The 26,998-nt window shown below is 56.6% G+C and carries 28 protein-coding genes and 1 tRNA gene; 20 read left to right on the forward strand and 9 right to left on the reverse strand.

Translation table 11 applies throughout. The features are described 5' to 3' along the window. The first annotated feature begins 85 nt into the window (after positions 1 to 85). Entirely contained in the window at positions 86 to 211 is a 126-nt protein-coding gene (gene ykgO / locus Abin_RS00595; protein WP_003625637.1) for a type B 50S ribosomal protein L36, read from the forward strand. Between the two features lie 3 nt (positions 212 to 214). After that, positions 215 to 1,009, forward strand: coding sequence for a tetratricopeptide repeat protein (locus Abin_RS00600; protein ID WP_048844421.1), 795 nt, complete (start codon positions 215 to 217; stop codon positions 1,007 to 1,009). A gap of 79 nt (positions 1,010 to 1,088) precedes the next feature. Here the strand turns inward: Abin_RS00600 and Abin_RS00605 are convergent, their stop codons facing one another. After that, the gene (locus tag Abin_RS00605; protein WP_048844422.1) at positions 1,089 to 2,027 is read right to left on the reverse strand and encodes a prephenate dehydrogenase/arogenate dehydrogenase family protein; all 939 of its coding nucleotides are present in this window, start codon (positions 2,025 to 2,027) and stop codon (positions 1,089 to 1,091) included. A gap of 4 nt (positions 2,028 to 2,031) precedes the next feature. Beyond that, complete coding sequence (locus Abin_RS00610; RefSeq protein WP_048844423.1) at positions 2,032 to 3,093, reverse strand: lysylphosphatidylglycerol synthase domain-containing protein; 1,062 nt, start codon at positions 3,091 to 3,093, stop codon at positions 2,032 to 2,034. A 206-nt stretch (positions 3,094 to 3,299) separates the two neighbouring features. Between Abin_RS00610 and hpnA the strand changes: the two genes are divergently transcribed. The 12 genes from hpnA (at position 3,300) to Abin_RS00670 (ending at position 18,182) form a co-directional block, all read left to right on the forward strand. Beyond that, positions 3,300 to 4,295 (forward strand): hopanoid-associated sugar epimerase, encoded by a 996-nt coding sequence (gene hpnA / locus Abin_RS00615; protein WP_048844424.1) that lies wholly within the window; start codon positions 3,300 to 3,302, stop codon positions 4,293 to 4,295. Between the two features lie 12 nt (positions 4,296 to 4,307). Further along, positions 4,308 to 5,552 (forward strand): glycosyltransferase, encoded by a 1,245-nt coding sequence (locus Abin_RS00620; RefSeq protein WP_048844425.1) that lies wholly within the window; start codon positions 4,308 to 4,310, stop codon positions 5,550 to 5,552. Positions 5,553 to 5,685: 133 nt separating this feature from the next. Further along, positions 5,686 to 6,546: a squalene synthase HpnC gene (gene hpnC, locus Abin_RS00625; protein ID WP_048844472.1), complete on the forward strand. Its 861-nt coding sequence runs from the start codon at positions 5,686 to 5,688 to the stop codon at positions 6,544 to 6,546. A gap of 71 nt (positions 6,547 to 6,617) precedes the next feature. Beyond that, positions 6,618 to 7,508 carry a presqualene diphosphate synthase HpnD gene (gene hpnD, locus Abin_RS00630; RefSeq protein WP_048844473.1) on the forward strand — a complete coding sequence of 297 codons (891 nt, stop codon included), beginning with the start codon at positions 6,618 to 6,620 and terminating at the stop codon, positions 7,506 to 7,508. A gap of 23 nt (positions 7,509 to 7,531) precedes the next feature. Continuing rightward, the gene (gene hpnE, locus Abin_RS00635; protein ID WP_048844426.1) at positions 7,532 to 8,830 is read left to right on the forward strand and encodes a hydroxysqualene dehydroxylase HpnE; all 1,299 of its coding nucleotides are present in this window, start codon (positions 7,532 to 7,534) and stop codon (positions 8,828 to 8,830) included. Positions 8,831 to 8,885: 55 nt separating this feature from the next. Then, a complete protein-coding gene (gene shc, locus Abin_RS00640) occupies positions 8,886 to 10,856 on the forward strand; it encodes a squalene--hopene cyclase (protein ID WP_048844427.1) in 1,971 nt (656 codons plus the stop codon). Between the two features lie 9 nt (positions 10,857 to 10,865). After that, the gene (locus Abin_RS00645; RefSeq protein ID WP_048844428.1) at positions 10,866 to 11,570 is read left to right on the forward strand and encodes a phosphorylase family protein; all 705 of its coding nucleotides are present in this window, start codon (positions 10,866 to 10,868) and stop codon (positions 11,568 to 11,570) included. 175 nt (positions 11,571 to 11,745) lie between these two features. Then, positions 11,746 to 12,972: an acetate/propionate family kinase gene (locus tag Abin_RS00650; protein ID WP_048844429.1), complete on the forward strand. Its 1,227-nt coding sequence runs from the start codon at positions 11,746 to 11,748 to the stop codon at positions 12,970 to 12,972. Between the two features lie 87 nt (positions 12,973 to 13,059). Further along, positions 13,060 to 15,432, forward strand: a complete 2,373-nt coding sequence (locus Abin_RS00655) for a phosphoketolase family protein (protein ID WP_048844430.1) — start codon at positions 13,060 to 13,062, stop codon at positions 15,430 to 15,432. 209 nt (positions 15,433 to 15,641) lie between these two features. Beyond that, positions 15,642 to 17,243 (forward strand): flavin monoamine oxidase family protein, encoded by a 1,602-nt coding sequence (locus Abin_RS00660; protein ID WP_048844431.1) that lies wholly within the window; start codon positions 15,642 to 15,644, stop codon positions 17,241 to 17,243. Beyond that, positions 17,243 to 17,665: a c-type cytochrome gene (locus Abin_RS00665; protein WP_048844432.1), complete on the forward strand. Its 423-nt coding sequence runs from the start codon at positions 17,243 to 17,245 to the stop codon at positions 17,663 to 17,665. Before Abin_RS00660 ends, Abin_RS00665 begins: the two co-directional genes overlap by 1 nt. A 55-nt stretch (positions 17,666 to 17,720) precedes the next feature. After that, on the forward strand, positions 17,721 to 18,182 hold the full coding sequence (locus Abin_RS00670; protein WP_237595567.1) for a RidA family protein: 462 nt from the start codon (positions 17,721 to 17,723) through the stop codon (positions 18,180 to 18,182). Positions 18,183 to 18,243: 61 nt separating this feature from the next. On the opposite strand, the gene Abin_RS00675 is transcribed toward Abin_RS00670, so the two are convergent. The 7 genes from Abin_RS00675 to Abin_RS00705 form a co-directional block, all read right to left on the reverse strand. After that, positions 18,244 to 18,528, reverse strand: coding sequence for a hypothetical protein (locus tag Abin_RS00675; RefSeq protein WP_048844434.1), 285 nt, complete (start codon positions 18,526 to 18,528; stop codon positions 18,244 to 18,246). Positions 18,529 to 18,544: 16 nt separating this feature from the next. Further along, on the reverse strand, positions 18,545 to 20,059 hold the full coding sequence (locus tag Abin_RS00680; protein WP_048844435.1) for an efflux transporter outer membrane subunit: 1,515 nt from the start codon (positions 20,057 to 20,059) through the stop codon (positions 18,545 to 18,547). Positions 20,060 to 20,080: 21 nt separating this feature from the next. Beyond that, a complete protein-coding gene (locus Abin_RS00685) occupies positions 20,081 to 20,992 on the reverse strand; it encodes a biotin/lipoyl-binding protein (protein WP_048844436.1) in 912 nt (303 codons plus the stop codon). Positions 20,993 to 21,020: 28 nt separating this feature from the next. Next, positions 21,021 to 21,215 carry a DUF1656 domain-containing protein gene (locus Abin_RS00690; protein WP_048844437.1) on the reverse strand — a complete coding sequence of 65 codons (195 nt, stop codon included), beginning with the start codon at positions 21,213 to 21,215 and terminating at the stop codon, positions 21,021 to 21,023. Between the two features lie 22 nt (positions 21,216 to 21,237). Further along, positions 21,238 to 21,732, reverse strand: coding sequence for a MarR family winged helix-turn-helix transcriptional regulator (locus Abin_RS00695; RefSeq protein WP_048844438.1), 495 nt, complete (start codon positions 21,730 to 21,732; stop codon positions 21,238 to 21,240). A 143-nt stretch (positions 21,733 to 21,875) separates the two neighbouring features. Next, positions 21,876 to 22,301: a phage holin family protein gene (locus tag Abin_RS00700; RefSeq protein ID WP_048844439.1), complete on the reverse strand. Its 426-nt coding sequence runs from the start codon at positions 22,299 to 22,301 to the stop codon at positions 21,876 to 21,878. A gap of 38 nt (positions 22,302 to 22,339) precedes the next feature. Continuing rightward, positions 22,340 to 22,642: a hypothetical protein gene (locus tag Abin_RS00705; protein WP_048844440.1), complete on the reverse strand. Its 303-nt coding sequence runs from the start codon at positions 22,640 to 22,642 to the stop codon at positions 22,340 to 22,342. A gap of 67 nt (positions 22,643 to 22,709) precedes the next feature. Here Abin_RS00705 and Abin_RS00710 point away from each other — a divergent pair, with 67 nt between their 5' ends. From Abin_RS00710 to Abin_RS00735, 6 genes are all read left to right on the forward strand, one after another. Next, a complete protein-coding gene (locus Abin_RS00710) occupies positions 22,710 to 23,834 on the forward strand; it encodes an ABC transporter ATP-binding protein (RefSeq protein ID WP_048844441.1) in 1,125 nt (374 codons plus the stop codon). A gap of 170 nt (positions 23,835 to 24,004) precedes the next feature. After that, positions 24,005 to 24,970 (forward strand): extracellular solute-binding protein, encoded by a 966-nt coding sequence (locus Abin_RS00715; RefSeq protein WP_255319319.1) that lies wholly within the window; start codon positions 24,005 to 24,007, stop codon positions 24,968 to 24,970. 20 nt (positions 24,971 to 24,990) lie between these two features. Beyond that, positions 24,991 to 25,434 (forward strand): hypothetical protein, encoded by a 444-nt coding sequence (locus Abin_RS00720; RefSeq protein WP_143217164.1) that lies wholly within the window; start codon positions 24,991 to 24,993, stop codon positions 25,432 to 25,434. A gap of 27 nt (positions 25,435 to 25,461) precedes the next feature. Then, the gene (locus Abin_RS00725; protein WP_048844444.1) at positions 25,462 to 25,968 is read left to right on the forward strand and encodes a YcgN family cysteine cluster protein; all 507 of its coding nucleotides are present in this window, start codon (positions 25,462 to 25,464) and stop codon (positions 25,966 to 25,968) included. Positions 25,969 to 26,019: 51 nt separating this feature from the next. Next, entirely contained in the window at positions 26,020 to 26,721 is a 702-nt protein-coding gene (locus Abin_RS00730; RefSeq protein ID WP_048844445.1) for a M48 family metallopeptidase, read from the forward strand. Positions 26,722 to 26,810: 89 nt separating this feature from the next. Then, a tRNA-Leu gene (locus Abin_RS00735) sits at positions 26,811 to 26,896 on the forward strand. Positions 26,897 to 26,998 lie beyond the last annotated feature (102 nt).

Here is a 26,998-nt window from a genome sequence, read left to right on the forward strand (position 1 = left end):
ACATTGACTCGTACTGGCTGGGCCGGTATGTGCCCACACAACTTGTTTCCAGTTCCATTAAAGCATCGGCGGAGTAAGACGGGCCATGAAAATCAGAAACAGCCTGAAATCGGCCAAGGTGCGCGATAAAGATTGCCGTGTCGTACGGCGTCGCGGCCGGGTTTACGTTATCAACAAGAAGAACCCCCGCATGAAAGCCCGTCAGGGCTGATCCATGTCGTCTCCGGCCTTTCCTGGCTGGCTTTTGACGCATGACATGTGCGCAACCCGTTTTTCCGCCAGCCGGAGAAACGGGTTTTTGCGTATGAAGCCGTTATGTCTGGCTCTGTCATTAGCCAGCGCTGGTGTCAGCTTAACCAGCATCACAGTTCAAGCAGCGCCCACTGCTCCCAAACCGGCGGCTCCCAGCACTACGGCACCTGACCAGCACGGTCCCAAGCAGCCTGATTCTGCGGCTAACCAGACGCCTGCCAGCACCACAACGCCTGACGGCAAGCCGCACGGGCAAAAAGCCAAGAAACTCACCGTTGAGGAACAGATTACTCAACTGGCTGAACAACTGGCCCACGCCAAAACACCCGAAGAAGCCCACGCGCTGGAAACCATGTTGGAGAGCCTGCGGTCTGGCCATTTATCACCGACCACACAGCTTTTGCTCCGCCGGGCACAGAAAGATCTGGCTACTGAAAAACCGGATGATGCTGTGGAAGATCTTGGTGATGCCATTGCGCTTCAGCCCGACCAATCCATTCTCTGGCGCTCTCGGGCACAGATGCGGCTGGCAGCGGGGGATTTTGCCGGGTCTGTAAAAGATCTGGGGGAAGCCCTTCAGCGTGACCCAAAGGACGCGCAGGCCTGGGCATTGCTGTCAACGGTTGAAGAGCACCGCAAGGACGGACCAGCGGCTCTGAAAGCCTGGCAGAAAGTTCTGGAACTCAACCCCATGGCAGACAAAAACCATAAACATCTGGACGCACTGCACATCAAGGCTTTTGGTCAGCCCACCTAAAGGGTGCCGCCGCCTTTTCCACACCACGCTTAATACGCGTTCGTTACAGCCTGCTCTGACAGTCTGCGCTCCATGGCGCTTAGGCCTGCCGATTCTCGATCAGGCTTTTGCGAATTTTCCGGCCTCGTTCAATACGATCAACAATATAGTCTTCATCGCCCCACCGAATAGCGCGGGCCATGGCCTGCGCATCTTCCATGAAGCGGGCCAGCATCTCCAGCAAAGCATCCCGATTCAGCAGGAAAATATCGCGCCACATAATGGGGTCTGACGCTGCAATACGGGTAAAATCCCGAAAACCAGACGCCGCAAAATCCAACACCTCAGACCGGGTTTCATCCGCCAGATCATCCGCAGTGCCACAAATAGTGAAGGCCAGCAGATGCGGCAGATGGCTAACCATTGCACAGACGCGATCATGATGAGCGGGTGCCATCTCCCGCAACCGCGCACCGCACCGCTCCCACAAGGTTCGCACGGCTTTCACGGCGTCAGCAGGGGTAGACTCCAATGGGGTCAGCAAACACCAGCGATCTTCAAACAACGTCGCAAAACCAGCATCTGGCCCGGAAAACTCCGTCCCTGCCATGGGGTGAGCCGGGACATACGGGACATCTGGTCGCAGATAAGGGGTAATTGCTTCGATAACGGAAACCTTGGTTGACCCAACTTCGGTCAAAATAGCGCCGGGACGCATGGCAGGCAGTACAGAAGCCGCCACCGGGCCCATTGCGCCAACAGGCACACACAGCATGACGCAGTCAGCCACTACCGCAGCCTGGGCCGCATCGGTCGTGACCTCATCAGCGATTCCAAGTTCCGCCACGCGGGCACATACCTCGGGGGAAATATCAACCGCGATAACCCGACGGGCCAGCGTGCCATATTCCTTGGCGCGACGCAGCACGGAGGACCCGATCAGCCCCGGACCAACAACCACCAGCGTATCAAACACCGGCGCTATTTCCTCGGCCGAGGGGACGGGGGCTCTGTCTGGAGCACAGGCGGCGGTGTCCATTCCCTTATTCCTTCACCACAGATGAACCGGGGCTGTAGGGAGGAATATCCGGCTTTACCGATGCACTCACACTGGGGGTGCGCAGCCCCCGCATTTCCATGAACTGCCACAGCAACAGGACGGGAATACCAATTGCGAGCTCCCGCCCACGACGCAGCAGGGACAGGCCGAGCGAAACCGAGGAATCGATGCCAAACGTGTGGCCCAGTGCCATGTAAGCGCCTTCCTGCACACCCAAGCTGCCGGGCACCAGAAACCCAAGTGACATGACCGCGCACGTCACGCCTTCAATCGCTACGGCATTCGGCAGACTAAGCGGCGCGCCCAGAAAGCCCGCTGTCAGCCACAACATCCCCGCGCTGCCCAACCACCCCGCAAGATGATAGGTTGCAGACAGGCAGATACGGCCGGGGTGGCTCCAGACCTGCTCCATCCGCTCCTGCACATCATCCGCGCCGTTCAGGACGCTATCGTGCCACTGGGAGGCCAGACTGCGGGTAAACATCCCTCCGAACCGCCGGAAAATATGGCCACCATGCTTCTGGGTCCAGATAAAGCCGGCCGTGCCCGCAATCAGAAAAACCGCACCGATAATCACCGGCATGACAAACGGGCTGTTGCGTTGGTGCGCCACCAAAAACGCAACCCCAAGCAACACGAACGCGACCTGCCCCATAACCTCGGTGGTGATATCCACCAGATTGGCGCATGCGGCTTCGGGCAGATCAATCTGCCGGGACTTCCGGCCATGTAGCCCATGGCCGGAACACGTTGCGCGAATCCCGATCACAATGCCCCCAAGCTGGGAGAAAGGCAGACAGGTGGCTGCGGCGTCCCGCACCATGCGCGCGCCCAGCAGGCGAAGGTATCCGATCTCGGGCACAGCCGCATGCCAGGCCAGACCCAGCACGCCATCCACTACCAACTGACAGCATACCATCAGAAGGAAGCCGCCCAGACCAATACGCATGACAGCATGCACAACGGACCCAACGCCGCTCCATGCCATAGCTGCAGTAATGGCCACCAGGCCTAACAAAGTCAGAAAAATTGTAAGCTTCTTCAAGGGCTAAGCTCTGTCTGCCGGAGATACTCACCTGATGCGCCGTATGCCCAAAAGCACACGGTTCATCCAGCGGGGTGTGGTCGCAAGTGACCGATCACTTACACCAGCACAGGGTCTGGCGCCACCGTGGGTGTCAGGATAAAGAAACAATCCAGCTTTTCGGGTTCAGGCCCATCACCCTTATACCCTTGTGGGAGCGCACTTTTATGACCGCTTATACGCTCGTAACCGGCGCAACAGGTTTTGTTGGGTCTGCTGTTGCCCGCACCCTGCTGGAACGCGGACACACCCTGCGGCTTATGGTGCGCGAAGGCAGTGACCGCCGGAATATTGCCGATATCCCGGCTGAACTGGTCGAGGGCGATCTGTCCCGCCCGGATACCTTTGCCCGCGCGGTAGAAGGGTGCCGCTATGTGTTTCATGTTGCTGCCGATTACCGCCTGTGGGTGCCTGACCCTGCCCCCATGATGACCGCCAATGTCGAGGGTACACGATTGCTGATGCTGGCCGCCCAGAACGCCGGAGTGGAGCGGATTGTCTATTGCTCCTCCGTTGCGGCACTGGGCTTGATTGGCGATGGCACGGAATCCGACGAAAACACACCGGTGCAGGAACACGGTGTGATCGGTATCTATAAGCGGTCAAAATATCGTGCGGAGCAGGAAGTGCTGCGCATGGTGCGTGAAAACAACCTGCCCGCAGTCATTGTAAATCCCTCCACCCCTGTTGGGCCACGGGATATCAAACCCACCCCCACCGGGCAGATGATTCTGGATTGCGCGGCTGGCCGTATGCCCGCTTATGTCGATACAGGCGTGAACATTGTGCATGTGGACGACGTGGCAGAAGGCCACGCCCTTGCCCTTGAACGCGGCGTCATTGGCGAAAAATATATTCTGGGAGGTGAAAACTTCCTGTTGAGAGACCTGTTCGCCATGGTTTCTGAAATTGCGCATGTGCCCCCTCCGCGCATCAGCCTGCCGCAAGGTGTCATCTGGCCAGTTGCTGTGGTGTCTGAATGGCTATCACGCAGCTTCGGGTTCTCGCCCCGCGTCACACGCGAAATGCTGGCGATGTCACGCAAGAAGATGTTCTTTTCTTCAGAAAAAGCCATCACGGAACTGGGCTATGCGCCCCGCCCCGCCCGCAAGGCCGTAGAGGACGCCATTACGTGGTTCCGTAACAATGGAATGCTGAAATAAGGAGGCCGGGGGATGATTTTCGGGCTGGCCGTTCTTTCGGCACTCATCTGGTTCGGGCTCATGTTTTTCCATGGGTCCTTCTGGCAGGGCGGCCCTATTCTTCGCCCCTCCAGCCCGCAGAAAAGCCCGGCGGATATCGCGCCTGATGTCACGGTCATTATCCCGGCGCGTGATGAAGCAGAATCCATCCAGACAGCCCTTGGCTCCCTGCTGGCGCAGGATTACCCCGGCAAGCTGTCCCTCATTCTGGTCAACGACCGCAGCGAGGATAATACTGGTGCATTGGCCCGCAGCCTGCCTGACCCCAAAGGCCGCCTGACTGTTCTGGACGGTGCTGACCCCGCCCCCGGCTGGAGTGGCAAGCTATGGGCTGTCGCACAGGGCGTGGCCGAAGCCCGCCGGCGTCAGGAGACCAACCGGGGTTATATCCTGTTCACGGATGCAGACATTGTTCATGCTCCGGCCCATGTTTCCACTCTTGTTGCCAAAGCCCAGACCGATGCCCTGCATATGGTCTCTGAAATGGTGGAGCTTCAGTGCGAAAGCCTGCCAGAACGGGCGCTGGTCCCTGCGTTTGTGTTCTTTTTCGCGCTGCTCTACCCCTTCGCAAAGGTCAATGACCCCAAAAGCCTGACAGCCGGCGCTGCGGGGGGCACCATTTTGGTACGCCGTGATACACTGGCTGAAATTGGCGGAATCGAAGCCCTCAAGGGTGCGCTGATTGATGACTGCACACTGGCGCGCTGCATCAAACAGGCAGGCGGCCGCCTGTATCTGGGCCATTCCTGTCTGGCAAAATCCATCCGCCCCTACCCGCACACCAGCGACGTCTGGCGCATGATCACACGCACCGCCTATGTGCAGCTTCGGTTTTCACCGATTCTTCTGGTGCTGACTGTACTGGCCATGCTGGTGGTCTGGGTTGCCCCCGGCGCTATTGCCCTTCTGGCCCATGGCCCTGCGCGCTGGGTCGGTTTGGCAACATGGCTGGTATCAGTCGGGTCGTTTCTGCCCACATTGCGCCGTTTCCGGCTGTCGCCCCTGTGGGCGCTGACACTGCCGTTTGTGGCTCTTTTTTATACGGCAGCAACCGTGGGCTCGGCCATCAATCATTATTGCGGGCGCGGCGTGGTCTGGAAAAACCGGGCCTATACAGATGCAATCCCCAATGATGGCCGCACAAACCCAGCTGACCTGACACCCTCACACCCTCAACCGAGTCGGCCCCGACACCAAGGCACCGGTAGCGGCCAGTAAGAGACCCGACATTACGCGACCTTAGCAGCTTCGCCCCACCCGACTATGCCCACAGGGAACAGGTGGGAGTAGGCATGCCAGATCAGAGCGTGTAAAGCTCCGCCCTATGATAGCCAATCACGCAGAACCCAGCATGACTGAACCATCTTCTGTATGGGGAAAAGCTGACGTTTCCTCTGGCAAGGGAGCATCAGATGAAAACTTTCCAGTCGGATCGTTCCTGATCAGCAAAGCCCTGCGCCCGCATGTTCATGCCTATTACGCCTATGCACGCGTGATTGATGATATTGCTGACTGCGAAACCCTGACCCCGGACGAAAAGCTGGCTCGCCTGAACGCCATGGAAGATGTGCTGTTGGGCAAGCGCGAAGCCATTATGCGGCCAGACTCCATGAGCGCTGCGGTTTTACGCGCATCCTTGACGCGTACAGGGGTTCCGTTTGAAACCGCGACAGATCTGATTATTGCGTTTCGGGATGATTCCCGTGGCGTCGAATACAAAACCTGGGACGACCTGCTGCATTACTGCAAATATTCAGCAAACCCGGTCGGTCGTTTTCTGATTCACCTGCACCGGGAAAGTGCAAACGCCTTTGCCGCGTCTGATGCCCTGTGCACATCGCTTCAGATTCTCAATCATTTGCAGGATTGCCAGAAAGACCTGCAACGCTTGAATCGCTGCTATATGCCATCAGACATGATGGCTCTGGCAGGCGTCACGCAGGATGATCTGCTGGCTGGCCGCACAAGCCCGCGTCTGCGCCGTGTGTTCAACACCTTGCTTGATGGCGTGGATGACCTGAACACTCAGGCCTCTGCGTTACCCACCCATATTCAGGACCGCCGGTTCCGTATGGAATGTGCTGCAATTGTTGAACTGGCCAAACGCCTGACGCTGCGCCTGCGCCGGGAAGACCCGCTGGCCGGGCGCGTTGCCCTGAAACGGGCAGATGCCTTGCATGCAGCCGGTGCGGCCCTGCGGGCGTGGTCTTGAGCTTTCCCATTTCGGGAAGTGCTGTAAAAGACCGTGTTTCAGATAACCATGAACAGACAGGTGGAAAGCGCGTGACAGCCGAAGACATCCAGACGCATGACAAGCCAACCCCGCTTGGGTGTGATCCGGCAGATCTGGCCTGGGTGGAAAGCACCGTAAAACAGGCTGGTACGTCCTTTGCCGCTGGTATGCGCATTCTGCCGCCCATGCGCCGTTATGGCATGTACGCCATTTACGCCTTCTGCCGCGTGGTGGATGACATTGCCGACGGCAGCGAACCAATGGAAGAACGCAAGGCAGGTCTTGAAGCATGGCATGCCCGCATAGCCGACCTGTATGACGGCAAAGCGCAAGACCCGCTTGACCGCGTGCTGCTGGCCACCATCCGCTTCTTTTCCCTGCGTCAGGCTGACTTTGATGCCGTCATTGACGGTATGATCATGGACGCCGAAAACACCATTGTCGCCCCAGACGAAAAAACGCTTGATCAATATTGTGATCGTGTTGCTTCAGCCGTGGGCCGCCTGTCTGTGCGTATCTTTGGCGACAGTTCAGAAGAGGCTGATAAAGTGGCCTTCCATCTGGGGCGTGCCTTACAGATTACCAACATCCTGCGCGATATTGCCGAAGATGCTGCCCGCGGCCGCCTGTATCTGCCCGCAGACCTGCTGACCCGTTTCAACGTCCCGCACGACCCCATCAAGGCCCTGTCTGCACCCGGCCTGCAAAGTGTAGCCACTATTCTGGCAGCCCGCGCGCAAGACCACTTCCGCTCTGCCTTTGCCACCATGCGGAAATGCAACGGCAAGGCCATGCTGCCTGCCCGCATTATGGGTGCCAGCTACGAGGCCATTCTGGTGGCCCTGCGCAAACGGGGCTGGGCAAGCGCTGACCTGCTCAATCGCCCCCATACCAGCAAGCTGGGCAAGATTTTCTGGCTGACAGCCTCCTACCTTCCATAATAGCAGGCACAAGGCAGACAGACATGGCAGGTACCCTGCATATTATTGGCGGCGGCATGGCCGGACTGGCCGCAGCGGTAGAAGTTGCGGGTTCAGGCAAGAAAGTCGTGCTGCATGAAGCCGGACGGGCCTGTGGGGGCCGCGCGCGCTCCTATGAAGACCGTCAGCTTGGCTGCCGCATTGATAATGGCAACCATCTATTGCTGTCTGCCAACAAAACCGTATTCCGCTATCTGGCCATGACAGGGGCAACCGACACCCTGACCGGCCCGGAAGAACCAATTTTCCCATTTGTTGATCTGGCTGAAGACGCCCGCTGGACACTCGATCTGTCACGCGGCCGCGTGCCGTGGTGGGTCTTTCAGCCTCATCGCCGCGTGCCCGACATGCGCGTGATCGAACTCCTCAGCCTGAAAAAGCTGATGGATGCCGGGGAAGACCAAACCGTATCAGAATGTCTGCTGCCGGGCGCGCTTTCGCGTCGGCTGCTTGAACCCTTCGCCATTTCTGCGCTCAATACCTCCTGCGAGACAGGGAGTGCGGCTTTGCTTGGGGCTGTCGTGCGCGAATCCCTGTCACTTGGCGGCAAAGCCTGTGTGCCGTGGTATGCGCGTGAAGGTCTTTCTGAATCACTGGTTGACCCGGCGATTGCGCATTTACAGATTATGCAGGCCGAAATCCGGACCCAAAGCCGCATTGGCGGTCTGGACATAGACCGCGGCCGTGTCACCGCGCTGCACGGGCCGGAGGGGGCCATCCCCCTTACGGATGAAGACTGTGTCATTCTGGCGGTCCCTGCCCCCGTTGCCTCCAGCCTGTTAGCGAACCGTGTGGCCGGTTTCAGCGCGCCCGATGCCTTTGAGAGCATTCTGAACCTGCATTTCCGTCTGAATGACGCACCTCGCCCAATGGGGTCATTCGCCAAAAGCGGCTTTATGGGGCTGGTTGGCAGCATCGCGGAATGGGTGTTTCTGCGCGATAATATCCTGTCTGTTACGGTCAGTGCAGCAAACCGCTTTGCAGATCAGGACCAAGACGCCCTGGCCAGCACAATCTGGCACGATGTGCGCCGCGCCTGTGACCCTGTTCTGGCAGAAGCCCTGCCCCTGACGCCCCCCCAGCAAAGAGTGGTGTGGGAAAAACGTGCGACCTTTGCCGCAACCCCAGACCAGAACCGTCTGCGCCCCGGCGCAGCAACGTCTCTGGTCAATCTGGCGCTGGCGGGTGACTGGACGGCAACAGGTTTGCCCGCCACATTAGAAGGCGCAATGCGATCTGGCGTGCGTGCCGTGCATACATTGGGGCTACGCAGCCCTGTATGATGTGTGCCGCCAGACTATTCTGACCCAACGCTGAAACCAAAAAGGAACAATCGACATGGCCGCTGATGGCAGCGCTTTTTCAGATACCACCGTGTCCAGGGAGACACTGGATCGCGCAGTCAAAAACGCTCATGCCGCATTGGGCAAACGCCAGCAGGCCGATGGCCACTGGGTGTACGAGCTTGAAGCCGATGCGACCATCCCGGCAGAATATGTACTGCTTGAACATTATCTCAACCGCATTGATGACGGGCTACAGCAGAAAATTGGCAATTATCTGCGTCGCACCCAAAGTGCAGACCACAATGGCTGGGCTCTGTACCACAACGGCAAGTTTGACCTTTCAGCCTCTGTGAAAGCCTATTTCGCGCTGAAAGCGATCGGGGATGATATCAACGCCCCCCACATGCAGCGCGCGCGTGAAGCCATTCATGATCATGGTGGCGCAGAACGCACAAACGTGTTTACCCGCTGCCAGATGGCGCTGTTTGGTGATGTGCCATGGCGCGCCACACCGGTTATGCCGGTTGAACTGATGTTGCTGCCGCGCAAAGCATTCTTTTCTATCTGGAATATGTCTTACTGGTCACGCACGGTCATTGCGCCCCTGCTGGTGCTTGCCGCGCTGCGCCCGATTGCCATCAACCCCCGGCAGATTCACATTCGGGAACTGTTCGTGACACCACCGGAAGCCGTCAAGGACTGGATTCGTGGTCCTTACCGCTCGGTCTGGGGTCGCGCCTTCAAAGGGCTTGATGCTGTTCTGCGCCCTGTTCTGCCATTTATCCCGACCAAAACGCACGAGAAGGCTATCAAGGCTGCCATCGATTTCATTGAACCCCGCCTGAACGGCGAAGACGGGCTTGGTGCCATTTACCCCGCTATGGCCAATGTCGTGATGATGTATCGTGCTCTGGGTGTGCCGGATGAAGATCCGCGCGCTGTCACCGCATGGAAAGCAGTCCAGAAACTACTGGTTATCAAGGATGATGAAGCCTACTGCCAGCCGTGCGTGTCCCCCATTTGGGATACGGGGCTGTCCGGGCATGCCATGCTTGAAGCCGCATCTGGCCCCAACGGCATTCAGCCTGAAGAAACACTGATCGAACTGCGGAAAGCCAGCGCATGGCTGCGTGATAAGCAGATTCTTGATGTTGAAGGGGACTGGGCCATCAACAAACCCGGTCTGGCACCAGGTGGCTGGGCGTTCCAATACGGCAACGACCATTATCCGGATGTGGATGACACGGCTGTGGTCGGGATGTTGCTCCACCGTGAAGGCGACCCTGCGAACGCCGAGGCACTGGCACGCGCCCGCCAGTGGATTATTGGCATGCAAAGCACCAATGGGGGCTGGGGTGCCTTTGATATCGATAACGACAAGGAATTGCTGAACCACATTCCGTTTTCAGACCACGGGGCACTTCTTGACCCTCCGACAGCGGATGTTACGGCGCGCTGCATTTCTTTTCTGGCGCAGCTTGGCAACCCGGAAGACCAGCCAATCATTGACCGGGCCATTGAATATCTGCGCAAGGATCAGGAAGAAGATGGTTCCTGGTTTGGTCGATGGGGCACAAACTACATTTACGGAACGTGGTCCGTGCTTTGCGCCTTCAACGCTGCCGGGATATCGCATGATGACCCGGCTGTTGTGAAGGCCGTGGAATGGCTGCGTTCTGTTCAGCGGCCGGAAGGCGGCTGGGGTGAAGGCTGTGAATCATATGAAGGCGGCGCACACGGCACCTATGGTGAAAGCCTGCCCTCACAGACAGCATGGGCCGTGTTGGGCATGATGGCCGCAGGCCGCCGTGATGATCCAGCCGTGTCACGGGGTATCGCGTGGCTGGCTGAACAGCAGGACGATAACGGCGAATGGCATGAAGACCCATACAACGCCGTTGGCTTCCCGAAGGTGTTCTACCTGCGGTACCACGGTTACAAGCAGTTCTTCCCGCTGATGGCCATGGCGCGTTATCGCAATCTGGAAAGCAGCAATACCCGCCGGGTGGCCTTCGGGTTCTAAAGGGGTTTTATGTCACACTCTGCTCAGCCTTCCCCGCACAAACCGGGAATTCTGGTTGGCCTGAAGGCCGAAGCCAAATTCATCCGACAGGTTTTTCCACGTGCGGCTATTGCCGCAAGTGGGGCAACCCGTGCCGGGGCACAGCGGGAAGCCGCCCGACTGGCAGCCTGTGGGGCTGACTGCCTGCTGTCTTTCGGGCTGGCCGCAGGGCTTGACCCTGCCCTGCCTGCAGGCACGCTGATTGTGCCAGACAAAGTATCGGCATGGGGTACCCTCTATAATACAGACCCAACCCTGCGGCATATTCTGGGTGCGAGCCAGACAGGCGTGAATGGCGGCGCGTTACTGCACAGTGATACCGTTGTTCTAAATGCTGCTGACAAAGCTTCTCTCTTTGCTGAATCACAGTGCAAGGCACTGGATATGGAAAGCGGCTTTCTCGCCCGCGTGGCGGATGAAGCTGGTCTGCCCTTTGCTGTGTTGCGTGTGGTGTGTGACCCTGCAACGCGGTCCCTTCCCGCCATTGCGGGCACCGTTCTGTCACCCGATGGGGGCCTGAAGGTTGGGGCACTGCTGGGTTCTCTACTCCGTCACCCCGGCCAGATTCCGGGCCTGATAAAACTGGGGCAAGACGCCGGACGCGCCCGTACCGCCATGCAGCAGTTTCTGACCAAACAGCAGACACTCCCTGCCTTTACGCAGCTAATCGGCTAATTCAAACGCGCTGATTACCCTCGCACAGCCCCAAAACTGGTCTGCTTGTTTACAGGCTCTGCATGACGTTTTTTTGAAAAAATCACGCTCAGTGCGCCGTATCAATAACGGATAGGCAGAGTTACCGTTATCCTTATAGGGTCTCATCCGCCTTATAACGAGAAGGGAAACCGGGGTGTCAGACGTCATACTGGCTTTTAACTGTGGTTCGTCCAGTCTGAAATTCACCTTGTTTCAGCTTGATACCACAGATGGCGCGCCATCCGTGCTGGCTCATGGCGCTGTTGAAACAACGCCTGATGCGCCGCGTTTCCATGCAACGGCCAGCAACGGCACAGTTCTGGCTGATCAGACATGGGCACATCCGGATGCTCCCACTGCATCCGCCCCGTTTTCTCTTGGCCCATTGTTTGAGTGGATAGAAAGCCATCTAGCTGGCGGAAAAATTATCGCGGTTGGGCATCGGGTTGTGCATGGCGGCCCGCATTTTATTTCACCCGTGCTCATCACGCCTGACATTCTGGCAGAACTGGAAAAGCTGACTCCGTTTGCCCCATTGCACCAACCCGTTACCCTAGCCCCTATCAAAGTCATTGCTGCGGAACGCCCATCGCTTCCCCAGATTGCCTGTTTTGACACTGGCTTTCACCACACCATGCCCGCCATCGCACATCTGCTGCCGATACCCCGTCATTATGAAGATGTGGGTGTCAGACGGTATGGGTTTCATGGCTTGTCTTATGCTTACATTGCCTCCCGCCTGCCAGAGCTGGACCCCAAACTGGCACAAGGGCGCGTCATTGTGGCGCATCTGGGTAGCGGAGCCAGCCTGTGCGCCCTGAAAAACGGAAAAAGTGTTGAAACAACAATGGGGTTTTCTGCACTTGATGGTCTCATGATGGGCACCCGATGCGGTGCCATAGACCCCGGCGTTTTACTGTACATGATGCAGGAAGAAGGAGCAGGCTGGCACACGATTGTTGATACGCTTTACCATCATTCCGGTCTGTTAGGTGTGTCAGGCGTTGCCGCAGACATGCGCTCCCTGCGCGAGCATGTGGCCGAACAAACCTCACAGGCCGCTAATGCGCGTGAGGCGCTTGATCTGTTTGCTTACCGTGTGGTGCGTGAAATTGGCGCACTAACTGCGCTACTTGGGGGACTGGATGGTCTGATTTTCACGGCGGGAATAGGCGAACATGATGCCGCCCTCCGGTCGGAAGTGTGCTCTGCCCTGCGCTGGCTTGGTATAAGACTGGACACGAACGCCAACCAGCAACACGCCCCTGTCATCAGCACATCAGACAGCGCCATCATCGTTCGGGTCGAACCAACCAATGAAGAACTGATGATCTGCCTGAATGTTCTCCAGACAGCGCCAAACCTGACACAGCAGCCCTAACCACAATGCCCCATTGGGTACCGCAGAAGCCGTTATCAAACCTTTCCCGCCCAAGCTGACCATGACATCTGAAAGGACGTTGTTCACATGAGCACCCACTCCCTTCCCGCTCCACTTTCAGCCAATGATCTGACCCTGTTCAACAAATGGTGGCACGCGGCCAATTATCTGTCTGTCGGGCAGATCTATCTTCTGCGCAACGCCTTGCTGCGCGAACCGCTAAAACTGGACGATGTCAAAAAACGGCTGCTGGGCCACTGGGGTACAACGCCGGGCCTGAATTTTATCTGGCTGCATCTGAACCGTATTATCCGTGAGCAGAACCACGACATTCTCTTTATTGCCGGTCCCGGCCACGGTGCCCCCGGACTGATTGCCTCCACATGGATGGAAGGCACCTACACAGACTATTTTCCCGATGTCACACAGGATGAGGAAGGCATGACCCGCCTTTTTCGTCAATTTTCGTTCCCCGGCGGTATTCCCAGCCACGCGGCAGCCACCACCCCCGGCTCCATTCATGAAGGGGGCGAACTTGGTTATTCTCTCTCGCACGCGTTTGGGGCTGCGTTTGACAACCCGGATCTGATTGTTGCCTGCGTCGTCGGGGATGGAGAAGCCGAGACCGGACCTCTTGCAACATCGTGGCATTCAAACAAGTTTCTTGACCCGAAAACAGATGGGGCCGTGCTGCCCATACTGCATCTGAATGGCTACAAAATTGCCAACCCGACTGTTCTGGCACGCATTCCCAAACAGGAACTCCGTGATCTTCTGAAAGGTTATGGGTATGAGCCAATTTTTGTCGAGGGCCATGATCCTGACCCCATGCATCAGGCCATGGCCACCGCTATGGATCACGCTTTTGCCCAGATCCGTACCATTCAGGAAAACGCCCGCACACACAATGACACCCAGCGCCCCACATGGCCCATGATTGTGCTGCGCAGCCCCAAAGGATGGACAGGCCCTAAAACAGTTGATGGCCTACGCACCGAAGGGTTCTGGCGGTCCCATCAGGTGCCGGTCGATCATATGAATAAACCCGGCCATCTGGCTGTGCTGGAAGACTGGATGCGGTCTTACAAGCCCGCAGACCTGTTTGATGAAAATGGCTGCCTGAACGCTGACATTGCGGCACTTGCCCCCAAGGGCAACAAACGGATGAGCGCCACCCCCCATGCCAATGGCGGTGCGTTGATGCGGCCATTGCGTCTGCCAGACTTTCAGGCGCATGCCGTTGAACTGACAGCCCCCGGCCAGACCATTGCAGAATCAACCCGTATATTGGGCAACTGGTTGAAAGATGTCATGGCTGCAAATGCGGAAAGTCGAAACTTCCGGGTCGTTTCACCGGACGAAAACAATTCAAACCGTCTGAACGCGGTGCTGGATGTTACCAATCGTGCCTGGAACGCGGAAACCTACCCGTATGATGACCATCTGGCCCCAGACGGGCACGTAATGGAAATTCTAAGCGAGCACACATGTCAGGGGTGGCTTGAAGGCTATTTGCTGACAGGCCGCCACGGCTTCATGTCGTGTTATGAAGCCTTCATCCATATTGTTGATTCCATGGTGAACCAGCATGCAAAATGGTTAAAAACAGCAGCAGAAACCGAATGGCGACGCCCCATTGCGTCCCTGAATTATTTGCTGACATCGCATGTCTGGCGGCAGGACCATAACGGCTTCAGCCATCAGGACCCCGGCTTTCTGAACCATATGGTAAACAAGAAACCTGAGACGGTGCGTATCTATCTGCCGCCGGATGCCAATACGCTGCTATGTGTTGCAGATCACTGCCTGCGCAGCCGGGACCGCATCAATGTGATTGTTGCAGGCAAACAGCCTGAACTTCAATGGTTGGACAAAGACGCGGCCATAACACACTGCCAACAGGGAATTGGCATCTGGGAATGGGCAAGCAACGATAAAGAGTCAGAGCCCGATGTTGTCATAGGCTGCGCAGGGGATGTTCCGACCCTTGAAGCCCTTGCCGCCGTAAGCATCCTCAACTCCCATCTGCCTGATCTTAAAATCCGCGTCATTAATGTGGTTGATCTCATGACGCTACCCACACCTGAACAGCACCCGCACGGGCTGCCTGACGAAACATTTGATGCGCTGTTCACAACAGACAAGCCGGTCATTTTTGCCTTTCATGGCTACCCCACGCTTATCCACCAACTGATCTATAAGCGCAGGAACGCTGCCAACTTCCACGTTCATGGCTTCAGGGAGGAAGGAACCACCACCACACCCTTTGACATGACCGTACGCAACCACCTTGATCGGTTTCATCTGGTGGGCAACGTCATTCGCCGCGTGCCAAAACTGGCATCGAAAGCCGCCTACGCCCATCAGGCTGTCCGGGACAAACTGGCCGAGCATGAGCGTTATGTGCAGGAATATGGTGAAGATATGCCAGAAATCCGCAACTGGAGCTGGCCCCGCTAGGGCCACTTTCTCCAACACGCTTCACCCCTGATATCCTACCGGGCCGCCATGCAAAACACTCTTTTGCATGGCTACTATGTTGTCATTTCGCAACGGATGTCATATCGTTCCAAAGTGAGAACATTTTGAAATGACATCATACCTTGCGGCATACATGCAGCGCGCCTGTTCCTGTGTAAGGTTTTTTGAGGATATCGCGGGATTATCTGATGCCACATGCTCATCACTCCTTTCCCCCTACCCGGCGCCAGCTTTTAACGCGTATCGGCACTCTGGCCGGTAGTGCCGCACTCTATCAGGCCATGACCAGCCTTGGTCATGCTGCTGGCACGGACTTCAAAGGATCTCCTTCTCTTAAAGGAGCCAAAAAGGGCACCAAGATTCTGGTTCTGGGGGCCGGCCTTTCGGGTATGCTCTCTGCCTATGAACTCCGCAAAGCCGGTTATGATGTGCAGATTCTGGAGTTTCAAAGCCGCAGCGGCGGCCGCAATATCAGCCTGCGAGGGGGAGACACCGTAACCGAACTGGGCGGTGCCACCCAAAAAGTTGGCTTTGCACAAGGCAATTACATTAACCCCGGTCCGTGGCGTATTCCGTACCACCATCAGGGTCTACTGCATTATTGCCGTGAATTTGGTGTGCAACTTGAGCCCTTTATTGAACTGAACCACAATTCCTGGCTTCACTCCAGCGGCGCTTTTGGTGGCAAAGCTGTCCGATATCGGGAATTTGCTTCTGATTTCACAGGGTTTACAGCCGAACTTCTGGCAAAAGCGATTGATCAGCACAAGCTGGATGATGTGATCAGCGCGGATGAACGCGCCCATGTCCGTGACGCCATGAAATCCTGGGGCGCGCTTGGGTCTGATCTGACCTATAAAAAAGGAAACACCAGTTCACTGCGCCGCGGCTTTGAACGCCCGCAGGGAGGCGGCATTGACGGTGCCCCCATCCCTTCTGACCTGTTTGACCGGCAGGATGTCATGAAATCCGGTTTATGGAACTGGATGGCGTTTCATGAACGTCTTGATATGCAGACCACCATGTTCCAGCCCGTTGGCGGCATGGACCAGATTGGCAAAGGCTTTACACGGCAGGTCAAAGACCTGATTACCCTGAATTGCAAAGTTACCTCCCTGCATCAGGACCAGCAGGGTGTCACGGTTACGTATAACGATATGTCAAACGGTGGCGCTGTCCGCCAGGCAAAAGCGGATTATTGCGTCTGCACCATTCCGTTGTCCGTGCTGTCCCAGCTTGATGTACAGGTCAGTGATTCCATGAAGGCCGCTATCATGGCCGTGCCCTATGCCTCATCCGTCAAGATGGGCATGGAATTCAAACGCCGCTTTTGGGAAGAAGACGATCAGATCTATGGTGGCATCAGCTTTACGGACCAGCAGATCAGCCAGATTTCCTACCCAAGTCACGGCATTTTCTCCAAAGGGCCAGCTGTGCTTCTGGGCGGGTATATGTTTGGCCCCGCCGCTTATGATTTTGCGGGCAAGACACCGCAGGAGCGCATTGAAGAAGCGCTGAAGCAGGGCACAGCCATTCACCCGCAATACCGCAAAGAGTTTTCGAACGGCGTCAGCTTTGCATGGAGCCGTGTGCCATGGACACTGGGCTGCTGTTCCATGTGGACGGAAGAAGCCCGCAAAACGCACTATAAAACACTCTGTAGCGTTGATAACCGCGTGGTTCTTGCCGGGGAACATGCATCCTATATCGGCTGCTGGCAGGAAGGGGCCATTCTGTCCGCTCTGGATGCCGTCACCCGTCTGCACAAACGCGCGCTGGGAGCAGCCTGATGCGTAAAATCCTAACCGTTTCCGCTTTTTTTGCCCTGTCAGTCTGTCTTCTGCCCCATACTGCCAACGCAGATAGCGCCAGCGCCGTTGCGGGCAAAATGGGCAATCTGCCTGATGGTGCAGCCGTGTACAAACATGTCTGCCAAAGCTGCCATATGCCAGACGGAAAAGGGGCCGAGGGAGCTGGCGCACATTTTCCCGCGCTGGCAGACAACCCCAAGTTGCAGAGTGCTGAGTACCCCGCCTCTGTTATTCTAAACGGGTTTGGTGGCATGCCGTGGTTTGCTGGCATGCTGAACGACCAGCAGGTTGCCAACGTGGTGAATTACATTCGCACCCACTTTGGAAACCACTATACTGATACACTCAAACCTTCAGACGTTGCCGACATGCGGCCACATCTTACAGTAGAGGATGAATAACGTGCGCCTTTCCAGAACTTTCCTTCCCGCTGGTGCGCTGGCTTTGGTTGCCGCCATGGCTGCCCCTCTTTCTGCCCATGCAGACAGTGGCATCATACGGCACGCCGAAGGGGATTTCCCGATTTCTACAGCCATTGAGGTCCCGGCTGGCGCAAGCACCGTTTACCTTAGCGGTATGGGTGCCCCCGTTCAGGATAAATCAGCCCCAGCCAAAAGTCTGGAAGCCTACGGCGATACCCAGACACAGACTCTGGCGTCCCTGAAGCGTATCGAAGAAGAACTGAAGAAACTGAACCTGACCATGGGTGATGTGGTTCAGATGCACATCTATATGGTAGCAGACCCCCGAACCAAACAGCTTGATTTTGGTGGGATGATGAAGGCTTACACGCAGTATTTTGGCACAGCCAAACAGCCTAACCTGCCCGTACGCTCGGCTTTTGCTGTTGCACAGCTGGCTAATCCAGGCTGGCTGATTGAAATTGAAGTCACAGCCGTTCGTGCACCCAAGAAATAAGGCAGACGCCTAACAACGAAAGCCTCCTGCCCGGATAGGGTCAGGAGGTTTTTCATAAAGGTTATTTACCGTCCATTTTCTGAACGGTGCTATCTGCATCAGTCCCAAGAAAAAAATCTTCCGGGTCTTCTGGCACTGGCAAATACAGCAGAAAAAAACCCGCCAGAACAGTAACCACACCCAACGTAATCGGCATCCACCGTAGCACTGTTACCAGAGTGGTATCGCTCGGGCTGGCGTTCATCACCAGAGACCAGCCGCTGATACACAGCAGCGTAAAGCCGCCCAGCAAGCACACCGCTATCAGCACGAGCCGCCGAACATACACGGAAGAATGGCTACGCATGGCGTTTGCCTTCGCTTTATTGCTTGAAGGCCCGCGCTAACACATTCTGCGTTTCAAGGGAAACAGGAAGTGTCGAATTGGTCAGCGGTACACCGCGCCAACCCGCCCCCAACGCCGTGTACAGGTTCACAGCATCACGCAGACGTTCCAGCTTGGCCAAGGCTTCCTGATTCTGTGCATTCAGAGTCGTGCGTTCGGTTGTCAGCACTTCCAGAAAGCCGACCAGCCCAGCACCATACAGTTTGCGGGCGCGTTCACTGGCCGTGGCACTGTCCTCAGCCGCCTTGTGTAACTGTTCGGCATATTCAATATCGTCATGCCATGCGGCCATGGCATCTTCCACTTCTTTGAAGCCAGTCAGGACAGCCTGCCGGTATTCAAGGCGGGACGCTTCCGCCGCAGCCTGTGCCGCCCTGACTTCTGCAGTCATCTTGCCGCCGTGCATCAACGGCAGACTGGCCATCATCAGGAACTGCCAGCTCATGGCATTGACCTGGAATAACTGGTACATGGCCGATGCGTTCGGGTTGAACGTCAACGGAATCACAAAATGCGGGTAAAGGTTGGCAACCGCTACGCCAATCTGCGCTGTTGCCAACGCATATTTGCGCTCTGCCATCCGAATATCAGGCCGGTTTGCCATGACGATAGACGGCATGGTGGCCGGGAACGCCGGAACAGTTGGCAGAGGACGCACAGCTTTGAGCTGGTCTTCAAGCTCACCCGGCATTTTACCAAGCAGAACCGAAATCGCATGCGTAATCTGTGAAACACGGGTTTTCAGCGGTTCACGCGCCGCAATCTGGGTGTCCAGTTCAGCCTGCGCCTGCGCGATCTGCAAGGTGTTTCCCACACCCTCCAGATACAGTTTGTTGGTCAGATCAACCGCGTCTTTCGCAACGCGGATATTGTCTGTCGCAATATGGATCTGCAACTGCGTAACCCGCAGCAACATATAATCAGACGCCAGTTCAGACAGCAGCGTCATCAACAGCGCCCGACGCCCTTCGATGGATGCCTCAACCGCCCGTTCATGCGCTTCAACATCGCGCCGAATACGCCCGAATACGTCCATTTCCCACGTTGCCATGGCCCCATAGGTCAACATGGATGCTTGTGGGCGGTTCTGCGGATTACCGGGACGAATGGGCCAGTTATCAATGTTAATGGAATAGCGGACATCCCCGCCACCCATATTGGCATCCATCTGTGGATACCATTGTGATGCTGAACGGTCGCGAATGGCGCGCTCGGCCAGAATACGCTGCCCTGCAATTTGCAGGTCAAAGTTACCTTCAATGGCCTGCTGAACCAGACTGGTCAGCATCGGGTCATTGAAGGAAGACCACCACTCGGTCATTTCCTTGTTGGTGCGTTCAATTTCCGCAGGGGTGGCAGGATGCTCCTCTGCCGCTTCCTTGAACTGCGCAGGCACCTTCATACGGTCAGGCTGATAATTGGGCCCAACCGTGCAGGCTGTAAGCAGCATGCTGGACGCCATAAACAGACCGAGGCGACGACAAACCTTCATGTTGTGTGTTTCCTGCCGCGCTCAGAGATGATCTTGCAGCCAGGTCGTCAGCTTGCCGCGACGGCCCCGTGGTTCCGGCCCAACGCTGACAGTGGCTGTCATACCGGCAGCCAGCGTCACGCTGTCCGGCACATGGTCAAGATGAATACGCACAGGGATACGCTGTGCCAGACGCACCCAGGTAAAGATCGGGTTCACATCCTGCAGGCCCAGTTTGTCCGGCGTGCCGTTAGTATCGTTAATACCACGGGCAATGCTGACAACGTGCCCGGTCAGAATAGGCTTGTAGCCCATCAGCTTCACGCGGGCTTCATCACCCACATGCACGCCCCACATTTTTGTTTCTTCAAAGTAACCGTAAACCCAGTAGGAATCGGCATCAATCACAGCCATACGGGCCTGACCGGCTGGTGCATAATCCCCCACCCGCACATTCAGGTTGGTGACATACCCGTTGACTGGAGAATACAGCACGGAGCGCTGAAGGTTCAGTTTAGCCAGATCAAGGGCTGCGCGCGCCGCATCCACTGCGGCAATCTGGGTTGCCACGTTTGAGTTAAAGACTTCCTGTTCTTCCGCTGACACAATGCCACCCAGGCCCATACGGCGGCGGGCATCGTTCCGTTTCAGCTTCAGGTCTTCCAACGCGCCATCAAGCCGGGCCTGTGCCTCACGGATGGCCAGACGGAACCGAACCGGGTCAAGCACATAGAGAGGGTCACCCTTATGCACGTACTGGTTATCCACCACCGGAATTTGCACCACGGTGCCGGGCACTTCAGGGGCTACATCGACCACATACACGCGCACACGGCCGTCACGGGTCCATGGCGCAATCATGTACACGTTCCAGAGGGTGACCCCCAGAACAATGGCCATTGAGACGACCGCAAGGGTCAGGATAACTCGTATCAGGGTGCGCAGAAGGGGCATTGCGGAAACTCAACAGCCTTTTTCAGGATCAGACGTACAGGATCAGAAGGCAGAAAATACAAACGTAGAGAGAAACTTCGAACAAGGCGATGTGCCAGAACCAGCCCAGCAGGCCGCTCCACCACAACGCAAAGCGTACAAACATCGTCAGCGGTAGGGCCGCCAGCGCATAGACCACAATCGGCGCCATAAATACGCCGAAGAGATTGAATTCCGTCAGCATGACGCCATTCTCGTTACAGTTTTCACCGTGCGGGTTCTTTCTCGCTGGCCGGTAGGTCTTTTTGCCCTATGGCAGCCTGTTCCACACGGTCGAATATCTGGCAACACTGTTCAAGCTCGGCAGAGGACACATCGGCAGTCAGGCGCATGGCCACACGGTCGGCCGCCCTGCTGACCAGCGCCGCAATATCCCGCCCTGCTTCTGTAATGCTGACAAGTTTGGAACGCCGGTCCTCTTCATCAATTTCGCGCACAATGAAGCCGCGCTTCTCCAACACGTCCAGCAGGCGCACCAACGACGGGGCCTCCAGCGACAGGGAGCGCGCAAGGTCAGTCTGCCTGACCGGCATGCAAGAAAGGGTAAGATAATAGATGGGCCGCCAGGTAGCGTCCGTCAGACCATATTCACGCAAATCAGCATCAATCTCGCGCCGCCATACGGCTGCAAGACGCGCCAGCCGATGCCCGAAGGACCTGCGGGTTTCTATGCTGTTCGGAGAAGAGTGGTCAGGTTCCATGAAGCGCCCATGCTAGCAAGCATACAAACAGTTTGCACACTTACAAAATGCGGAGCTCATCATTCCCAGAAAAGATACGACCCCGCCAATGCAAAATTGGAATGGAACCTATGGGCAAAGGCGGAGCTGTTTATAAAAAGGACTCAGTCCTTTTTACGGCGCACAACATCCCATACTTTACGGGTGCCATGACGGCCCAGAGAACTGGCTACAGTGGCCGTTACAGCGGCCATTGTAATAGATTCGCGCATCTGCGTCATGCTGCGGTTCCGTGCGATACGGGCCTCGACCTCAGCCGTGGTCAGATAAGAACGGCGGCCAAACAGGACACAGATCAGGGCAACAAGCAAATCAAGCGCGAACACGGCAAATGCTGCGCTGACCGGGCCCCAATGAAACGTGAACAGAAAAAGGGCCCACAGGAGTCCATGCCCGGAAACAAGAGCAAAGAAGCCAAACACCGCGGCAACCACCAAGAATGCTGCCTGACGGCCAAGGCGAATGGCCATCTGCTGCATGAGGTGAGATTGGGCATGCAGGGCTGACCTGCCAAGTTCAAAAATACGCATGGACTCCGAGACTACCTTCGTTCAGATCACGTTATGCGTCAGCGTGACAGCCGACCGAGGATAAAGCCCACAACGCCTGAAATGGCGATGGAGACCAGAGAGGACGGACCACGCGTCTGCTTCGAAATATCGTTGCGCGCATGATTGGCCAGTTCACGCGCATTGGCAACAGCCTGCTCGGTCAAATTCTCTGCCTTGCCACCAGCGTTGGTCAGCGCAGGCACAATGTGTTTGGTGATCAGACGCTCAACATGCGCCTTCACAGCTTCAATTTCGTCACGGGCTGTTTCTGCTGCATTTTCGCCGGCAGCCTTTACATCCTTGATTTTATCAGAAGACATGGAAAACCCTACTCGCTCTAAATCTATTGACGATATCACTCTAACGGATCTGTCAGGACATCGTTGCATGCATACCGCGCATGGCTCGCCACCGCCACTGGCGCTTTTCAATTTTACGTCTCTGCCGTCTGGCGCTCCCCTTACGCTTACCGTGCCGTCAGGCCAGTGTCTGGCCCTTCTGGGAATCGGACACGATCAGGAAAATTTCACGGCTTTGTGCGCGGCTCTGGCAGGCCATCGGCATCCTGTGGCAGGCACTCTTCATGTGGCGGGGATGGATGTCACGCATGCGCCAACCGGGCACCGCAGGCTGGGCACCATAGGCCAGCACACACCCCTTTTCCCCCATTTGACCGTGGCGGAAAACGTTCTTTTTCCCTTAAGGGCTGAAGGCCGCATCCCCCCGGCAGATTGCCAGCGTCGTGTTACAGAAACTCTGGCCCTTACTGGTCTGGAGGCCCTCCGAAATCATCGTCCCGCTCGCCTGATGGACGAACAGGTGTTTCGGGCACAACTTGCGCGGGTTCTGGTCACCAGACCCGAAGTTATTGTGCTTGACCGCCCCTTTACCACCCTGCAACCCGCCAGCATCAGCCGTCTGGTTGCTCTGATTGAAAAGCTGCAACGCGCCATCGGCCTTAGCACCCTGCTGCTTACGGCCAATCGCGCCGAAGCGCTCCTTCTCGGGGATCGGATTGGTATCCTCGAAAACGGCCAGTTACTGCAATGTGACACCGTGCCCACGCTGCTTGACCGTCCTGTGTGTGAACAGGTGGCCGTAGCGTTTGGGGAGGCCAACGCCTTAACCGGCAAAGTGCTGTATTGTGATGATGACACAGCGGAGCTCCGCCTTCCGTCAGGCGAAACGGTCGAAGCCATGGCTGCTGCCGGGCTTGAGGATAACGACCTTGCCCGCATCTGCATCCCGCCTGACCGGCTTTCTGTCCTGTTTCCACGATCCCTGCCTGTTGCCGCGGAAGATAGTGAGGGCATGCTGCTGTGCGCGCTGGTTTCAGCCCGCCATTTAGGGACAAGCATCCATATGCGCTTCCGCATGCAGGATGGAGCGGAACTGATTGCGCATCGCCCCCCTGTCCATCTGCCAAAAGACCTTCAACCCGGACGCCCTGCTTTGCTGGCGTGGCAAACAGCCAGCGCTACAGCCTTTCCGATGGATGAGAAATCAGGCTAGAATAGCAACAAACCAAGAAGCTACCGCGTGAGGTCACCCTGTTTTTTTCATTCTTTCATGTCAGACACAGCAGCAAAGCCCATTCGGCCCTGTCCAAACGCGCATCGGCCCCCACTGTTATCCGGTGGAGCCTGAGCGCCGTTCTGGCAGGCTGCGTTCTGCTGCCCGGCATGACAGAAGCCCGCACGCATACTGTCCGCAAGGTGCACCACATTGCCCAGCCATCCCTGAAAGTGCTTACATTCGGGGGGGCCATTGCCACTATTCAACAGAAAATTCTGTTCTCCCCGTATGGGCAGCAGCTCAAAGAAACTGTTTCCGTCACGCCATGGGCTGGCGAAATTGACGCGCTGCGCAAGCAGGAGGCAGAGGCCCCCAATCGCTGGGCCGCTGTCATGATGGAAAACAGTGCCCTTCAGATCAGCTGCTCTTTAGGGCTATTGGTCCGGGACCCCGCTGACAAATCATCTGCCAGTTGTGGACAGGCCTCTGCCGCTATCGATTTTGCCATGGCGTGGGATCGTTCCCGCTTTGAAACACCGCCCACATGGGCCGATTTCTGGGATGTTGCCCGTCATCCCGGCCGCCGGAGTTTGCGACGCGACCCCCGTACCACACTTGAAATCGCGCTTCTGGCCGATGGGGTCGCGCCAGATGCGCTTTATCGGGTTCTGGACAGCACAGAAGGGCTTGAACGGGCCTTCCGTAAACTGAGCCAGATCCGTCCCTACATTATCTGGTGGTCAACACCCGAAGACGCATCCCGTATTCTTAAAAGTGGAAAAGCCCTTATGGGCAGCGTCCCAACCGGGGAAATCCTGAGCCTTCCGGCACCAGAAAGAGCCCGCTTCGGCCTGTTCTGGGCCCAGAGACTCCAGGTCAATTACGCTTGGGGTGTGCCGAACAGTTCGGCCCAGAACAATGCAGCCCTCGCTCTGACGTCATGGCTGGAACAGCCGGCCCAGAAGCAGGCTTTTGCCAATGCGTGGCCGTCCCTTCCGTCTTTAGCGGAAATCAGCACATTTTCGCCTGAAGCCCAGCATCTGCCCGCTGCAATTCCGGTCAACGATGAATTCTGGAGCCGTCATCTGGCAGATATTTCAGCCCGATTTGAACGCTGGGCTGAAGAACCGTAATTGTCAGGCTGGTGACTGTTTTGCCTCTTTTTCTCTTTGTATCGCACGCATTGGTCATGGCTTTCACCGGCATCGCTCTGGCCTTTGCTGTCCTAAGCATCGCGCTTGGCACGCATCAGGGTCAGAAACTTCATCTTCTTCTGATGCTCACCGTATTACCCGCTACCATTTTGGCATTGTATTTGCCCTTTATCGCAACTCCGTTTCACGCCAACAGGCTACTTCTGTCCTGTATGCAAGGGGTTTTGATCGGGCCAGCTATTTCTTTATGGCCCCTGACACATCTGAAATCAGCACCCAGCGTTTGGACACAAACCGCACAGGAACTTGGGGCGAACCGAGCCGCACGATTTCGTCTTCTCTGGCTGCCGCTATTGGGGTCATCCCTGACCGTAAGCCTTATCCTGACATGTGTTCTTAGCGGCTTTGGCACAGCCTTACTTCTGAAAGCCTCTCTTCCCTGAAAACCCAAGGCAGTTTATCTTGGGGGCATGACCTCCCCCACGCACACTAACGAATTTTGGAAAACCACTCCGCTCGATCAGATGACAACCCAGCAGTGGGAGTCTCTGTGCGATGGGTGTGGTCGGTGCTGCCTTCATAAATTACGCGATGAAGACACAGACGAAATTCACTACACATCCGTAGCCTGCCGGCTGCTGGATGTCTCAACGTGCCGGTGCACGGACTACCCCCAACGCCACCGAAAAGTGCAGGACTGCATTACGCTAACACCCGAAATGGTGGCAGGGCTGGACTGGCTTCCCCCCGATTGCGGCTATCGTCGTCTTTCGGAAGGAAAAGATTTACCAGATTGGCACCCCCTTCTGACAGGCACAGCAGAAAGCGTCATTACGTCGGGTGCTTCTGCCGCAGGCCGCTGCATCAGTGAACGGAAAGCGGGAGATCTGGAAGATTACCTTGTCACATGGCCCAGCGAACCTGCGACGGCTCCCCACCATCCTGTCATTCGTCATGTGCGTACGGAAAACAGCTAACATTTCTTCACGCAGCACCGTGGCCTCTTACTGGGAGGCCATGCTCCCCTTATGACACGTCATCCGCCCGAAACTCTTATCCTCAACAATCAGCCTGTTCCCGTAATCTGGCGGCCTTCCAACCGCACACGTCGGCTATCCGTGCGTATCGACCCAAAACATCAGGCAGTTATTGTCACCTACCCCCCAAATTTCCCGCGCCCACGGGCTTTGCTGTTCTTACAAAACCAATCCCATTGGGTTACGTCGCGCCTTACAACGCTCAACACTGCCCCCAGCTTTGCGCCCGGTAGTATCATTCCTATTTGTGGTGCACCCCATACCATCGTGCACCACCCCCATGCCCGCGGAGGCGTCTGGCTGGAGGGAACCGCACTGTGTGTCAGCGGCGAGCAAGAGTTTATCAGCCGTCGTATCAGTGATTTTCTAAAAAACCATGCGCGGAGTATTTTGGGACAAGAACTCCGTACAGTGGCCCAACAAAACAACCTGACCCCAACACGCCTTGATATCAGGGACACGTCCACCCGATGGGGAAGCTGCTCAAGCTCCGGCCGCATCATGCTCTCCTGGCGTCTTGTCATGGCAGAGCACGCCGTAAGGCATTATCTTATCGCGCATGAACTGGCCCACCTTAAACACATGAATCATAGCCCGGCATTCTGGGCTTTTGTTGATACGTTAACCCCGCATCGCAAGCAGGCTGAAGCATGGCTCAAACGCCACGGCAGCCAGTTATTGAGCATGCGATAAAAACGCCCCTTGCCGCCACGCCCCATCATGCTAAAACGCGGCATATCAAACCCCAGACGGCATGGACACACTATCGCCCTGCCTATTAAGCGAACTTGGCGGAATGGTAGACGCAGGAGACTTAAAATCTCCAGCCCGTAAGGGCGTGCGGGTTCGAGTCCCGCAGTTCGCACCACCAACCTGTTGAAATATAACAGTAAAATGAGAATTTGGCGGGTCTGCGGGATTCTCCCGTTTGTCTTCCCATAATGGGAATTCGTCATGCTTCGCCTCATCG

Origin of the sequence: Acetobacter indonesiensis (assembly GCF_000963945.1) — a bacterium.
In the GTDB taxonomy this organism is placed as follows: Bacteria; Pseudomonadota; Alphaproteobacteria; order Acetobacterales; family Acetobacteraceae; genus Acetobacter; species Acetobacter indonesiensis.

Coding starts and splice junctions, on each gene's coding strand:
- ykgO (WP_003625637.1), top strand. CDS start 86: ATGAAAATCAGAAACAGCCTGAAATCGGCCAAGGTGCGCGATAAAGAT.
- Abin_RS00600 (WP_048844421.1), top strand. CDS start 215: ATGTCGTCTCCGGCCTTTCCTGGCTGGCTTTTGACGCATGACATGTGC.
- Abin_RS00605 (WP_048844422.1), bottom strand. CDS start 2,027: ATGGACACCGCCGCCTGTGCTCCAGACAGAGCCCCCGTCCCCTCGGCC.
- hpnA (WP_048844424.1), top strand. CDS start 3,300: ATGACCGCTTATACGCTCGTAACCGGCGCAACAGGTTTTGTTGGGTCT.
- Abin_RS00620 (WP_048844425.1), top strand. CDS start 4,308: ATGATTTTCGGGCTGGCCGTTCTTTCGGCACTCATCTGGTTCGGGCTC.
- hpnC (WP_048844472.1), top strand. CDS start 5,686: ATGACTGAACCATCTTCTGTATGGGGAAAAGCTGACGTTTCCTCTGGC.
- hpnE (WP_048844426.1), top strand. CDS start 7,532: ATGGCAGGTACCCTGCATATTATTGGCGGCGGCATGGCCGGACTGGCC.
- shc (WP_048844427.1), top strand. CDS start 8,886: ATGGCCGCTGATGGCAGCGCTTTTTCAGATACCACCGTGTCCAGGGAG.
- Abin_RS00645 (WP_048844428.1), top strand. CDS start 10,866: ATGTCACACTCTGCTCAGCCTTCCCCGCACAAACCGGGAATTCTGGTT.
- Abin_RS00655 (WP_048844430.1), top strand. CDS start 13,060: ATGAGCACCCACTCCCTTCCCGCTCCACTTTCAGCCAATGATCTGACC.
- Abin_RS00660 (WP_048844431.1), top strand. CDS start 15,642: ATGCCACATGCTCATCACTCCTTTCCCCCTACCCGGCGCCAGCTTTTA.
- Abin_RS00665 (WP_048844432.1), top strand. CDS start 17,243: ATGCGTAAAATCCTAACCGTTTCCGCTTTTTTTGCCCTGTCAGTCTGT.
- Abin_RS00670 (WP_237595567.1), top strand. CDS start 17,721: ATGGCTGCCCCTCTTTCTGCCCATGCAGACAGTGGCATCATACGGCAC.
- Abin_RS00675 (WP_048844434.1), bottom strand. CDS start 18,528: ATGCGTAGCCATTCTTCCGTGTATGTTCGGCGGCTCGTGCTGATAGCG.
- Abin_RS00680 (WP_048844435.1), bottom strand. CDS start 20,059: ATGAAGGTTTGTCGTCGCCTCGGTCTGTTTATGGCGTCCAGCATGCTG.
- Abin_RS00685 (WP_048844436.1), bottom strand. CDS start 20,992: ATGCCCCTTCTGCGCACCCTGATACGAGTTATCCTGACCCTTGCGGTC.
- Abin_RS00690 (WP_048844437.1), bottom strand. CDS start 21,215: ATGCTGACGGAATTCAATCTCTTCGGCGTATTTATGGCGCCGATTGTG.
- Abin_RS00695 (WP_048844438.1), bottom strand. CDS start 21,732: ATGGAACCTGACCACTCTTCTCCGAACAGCATAGAAACCCGCAGGTCC.
- Abin_RS00700 (WP_048844439.1), bottom strand. CDS start 22,301: ATGCGTATTTTTGAACTTGGCAGGTCAGCCCTGCATGCCCAATCTCAC.
- Abin_RS00705 (WP_048844440.1), bottom strand. CDS start 22,642: ATGTCTTCTGATAAAATCAAGGATGTAAAGGCTGCCGGCGAAAATGCA.
- Abin_RS00710 (WP_048844441.1), top strand. CDS start 22,710: ATGCATACCGCGCATGGCTCGCCACCGCCACTGGCGCTTTTCAATTTT.
- Abin_RS00715 (WP_255319319.1), top strand. CDS start 24,005: ATGACAGAAGCCCGCACGCATACTGTCCGCAAGGTGCACCACATTGCC.
- Abin_RS00725 (WP_048844444.1), top strand. CDS start 25,462: ATGACCTCCCCCACGCACACTAACGAATTTTGGAAAACCACTCCGCTC.
- Abin_RS00730 (WP_048844445.1), top strand. CDS start 26,020: ATGACACGTCATCCGCCCGAAACTCTTATCCTCAACAATCAGCCTGTT.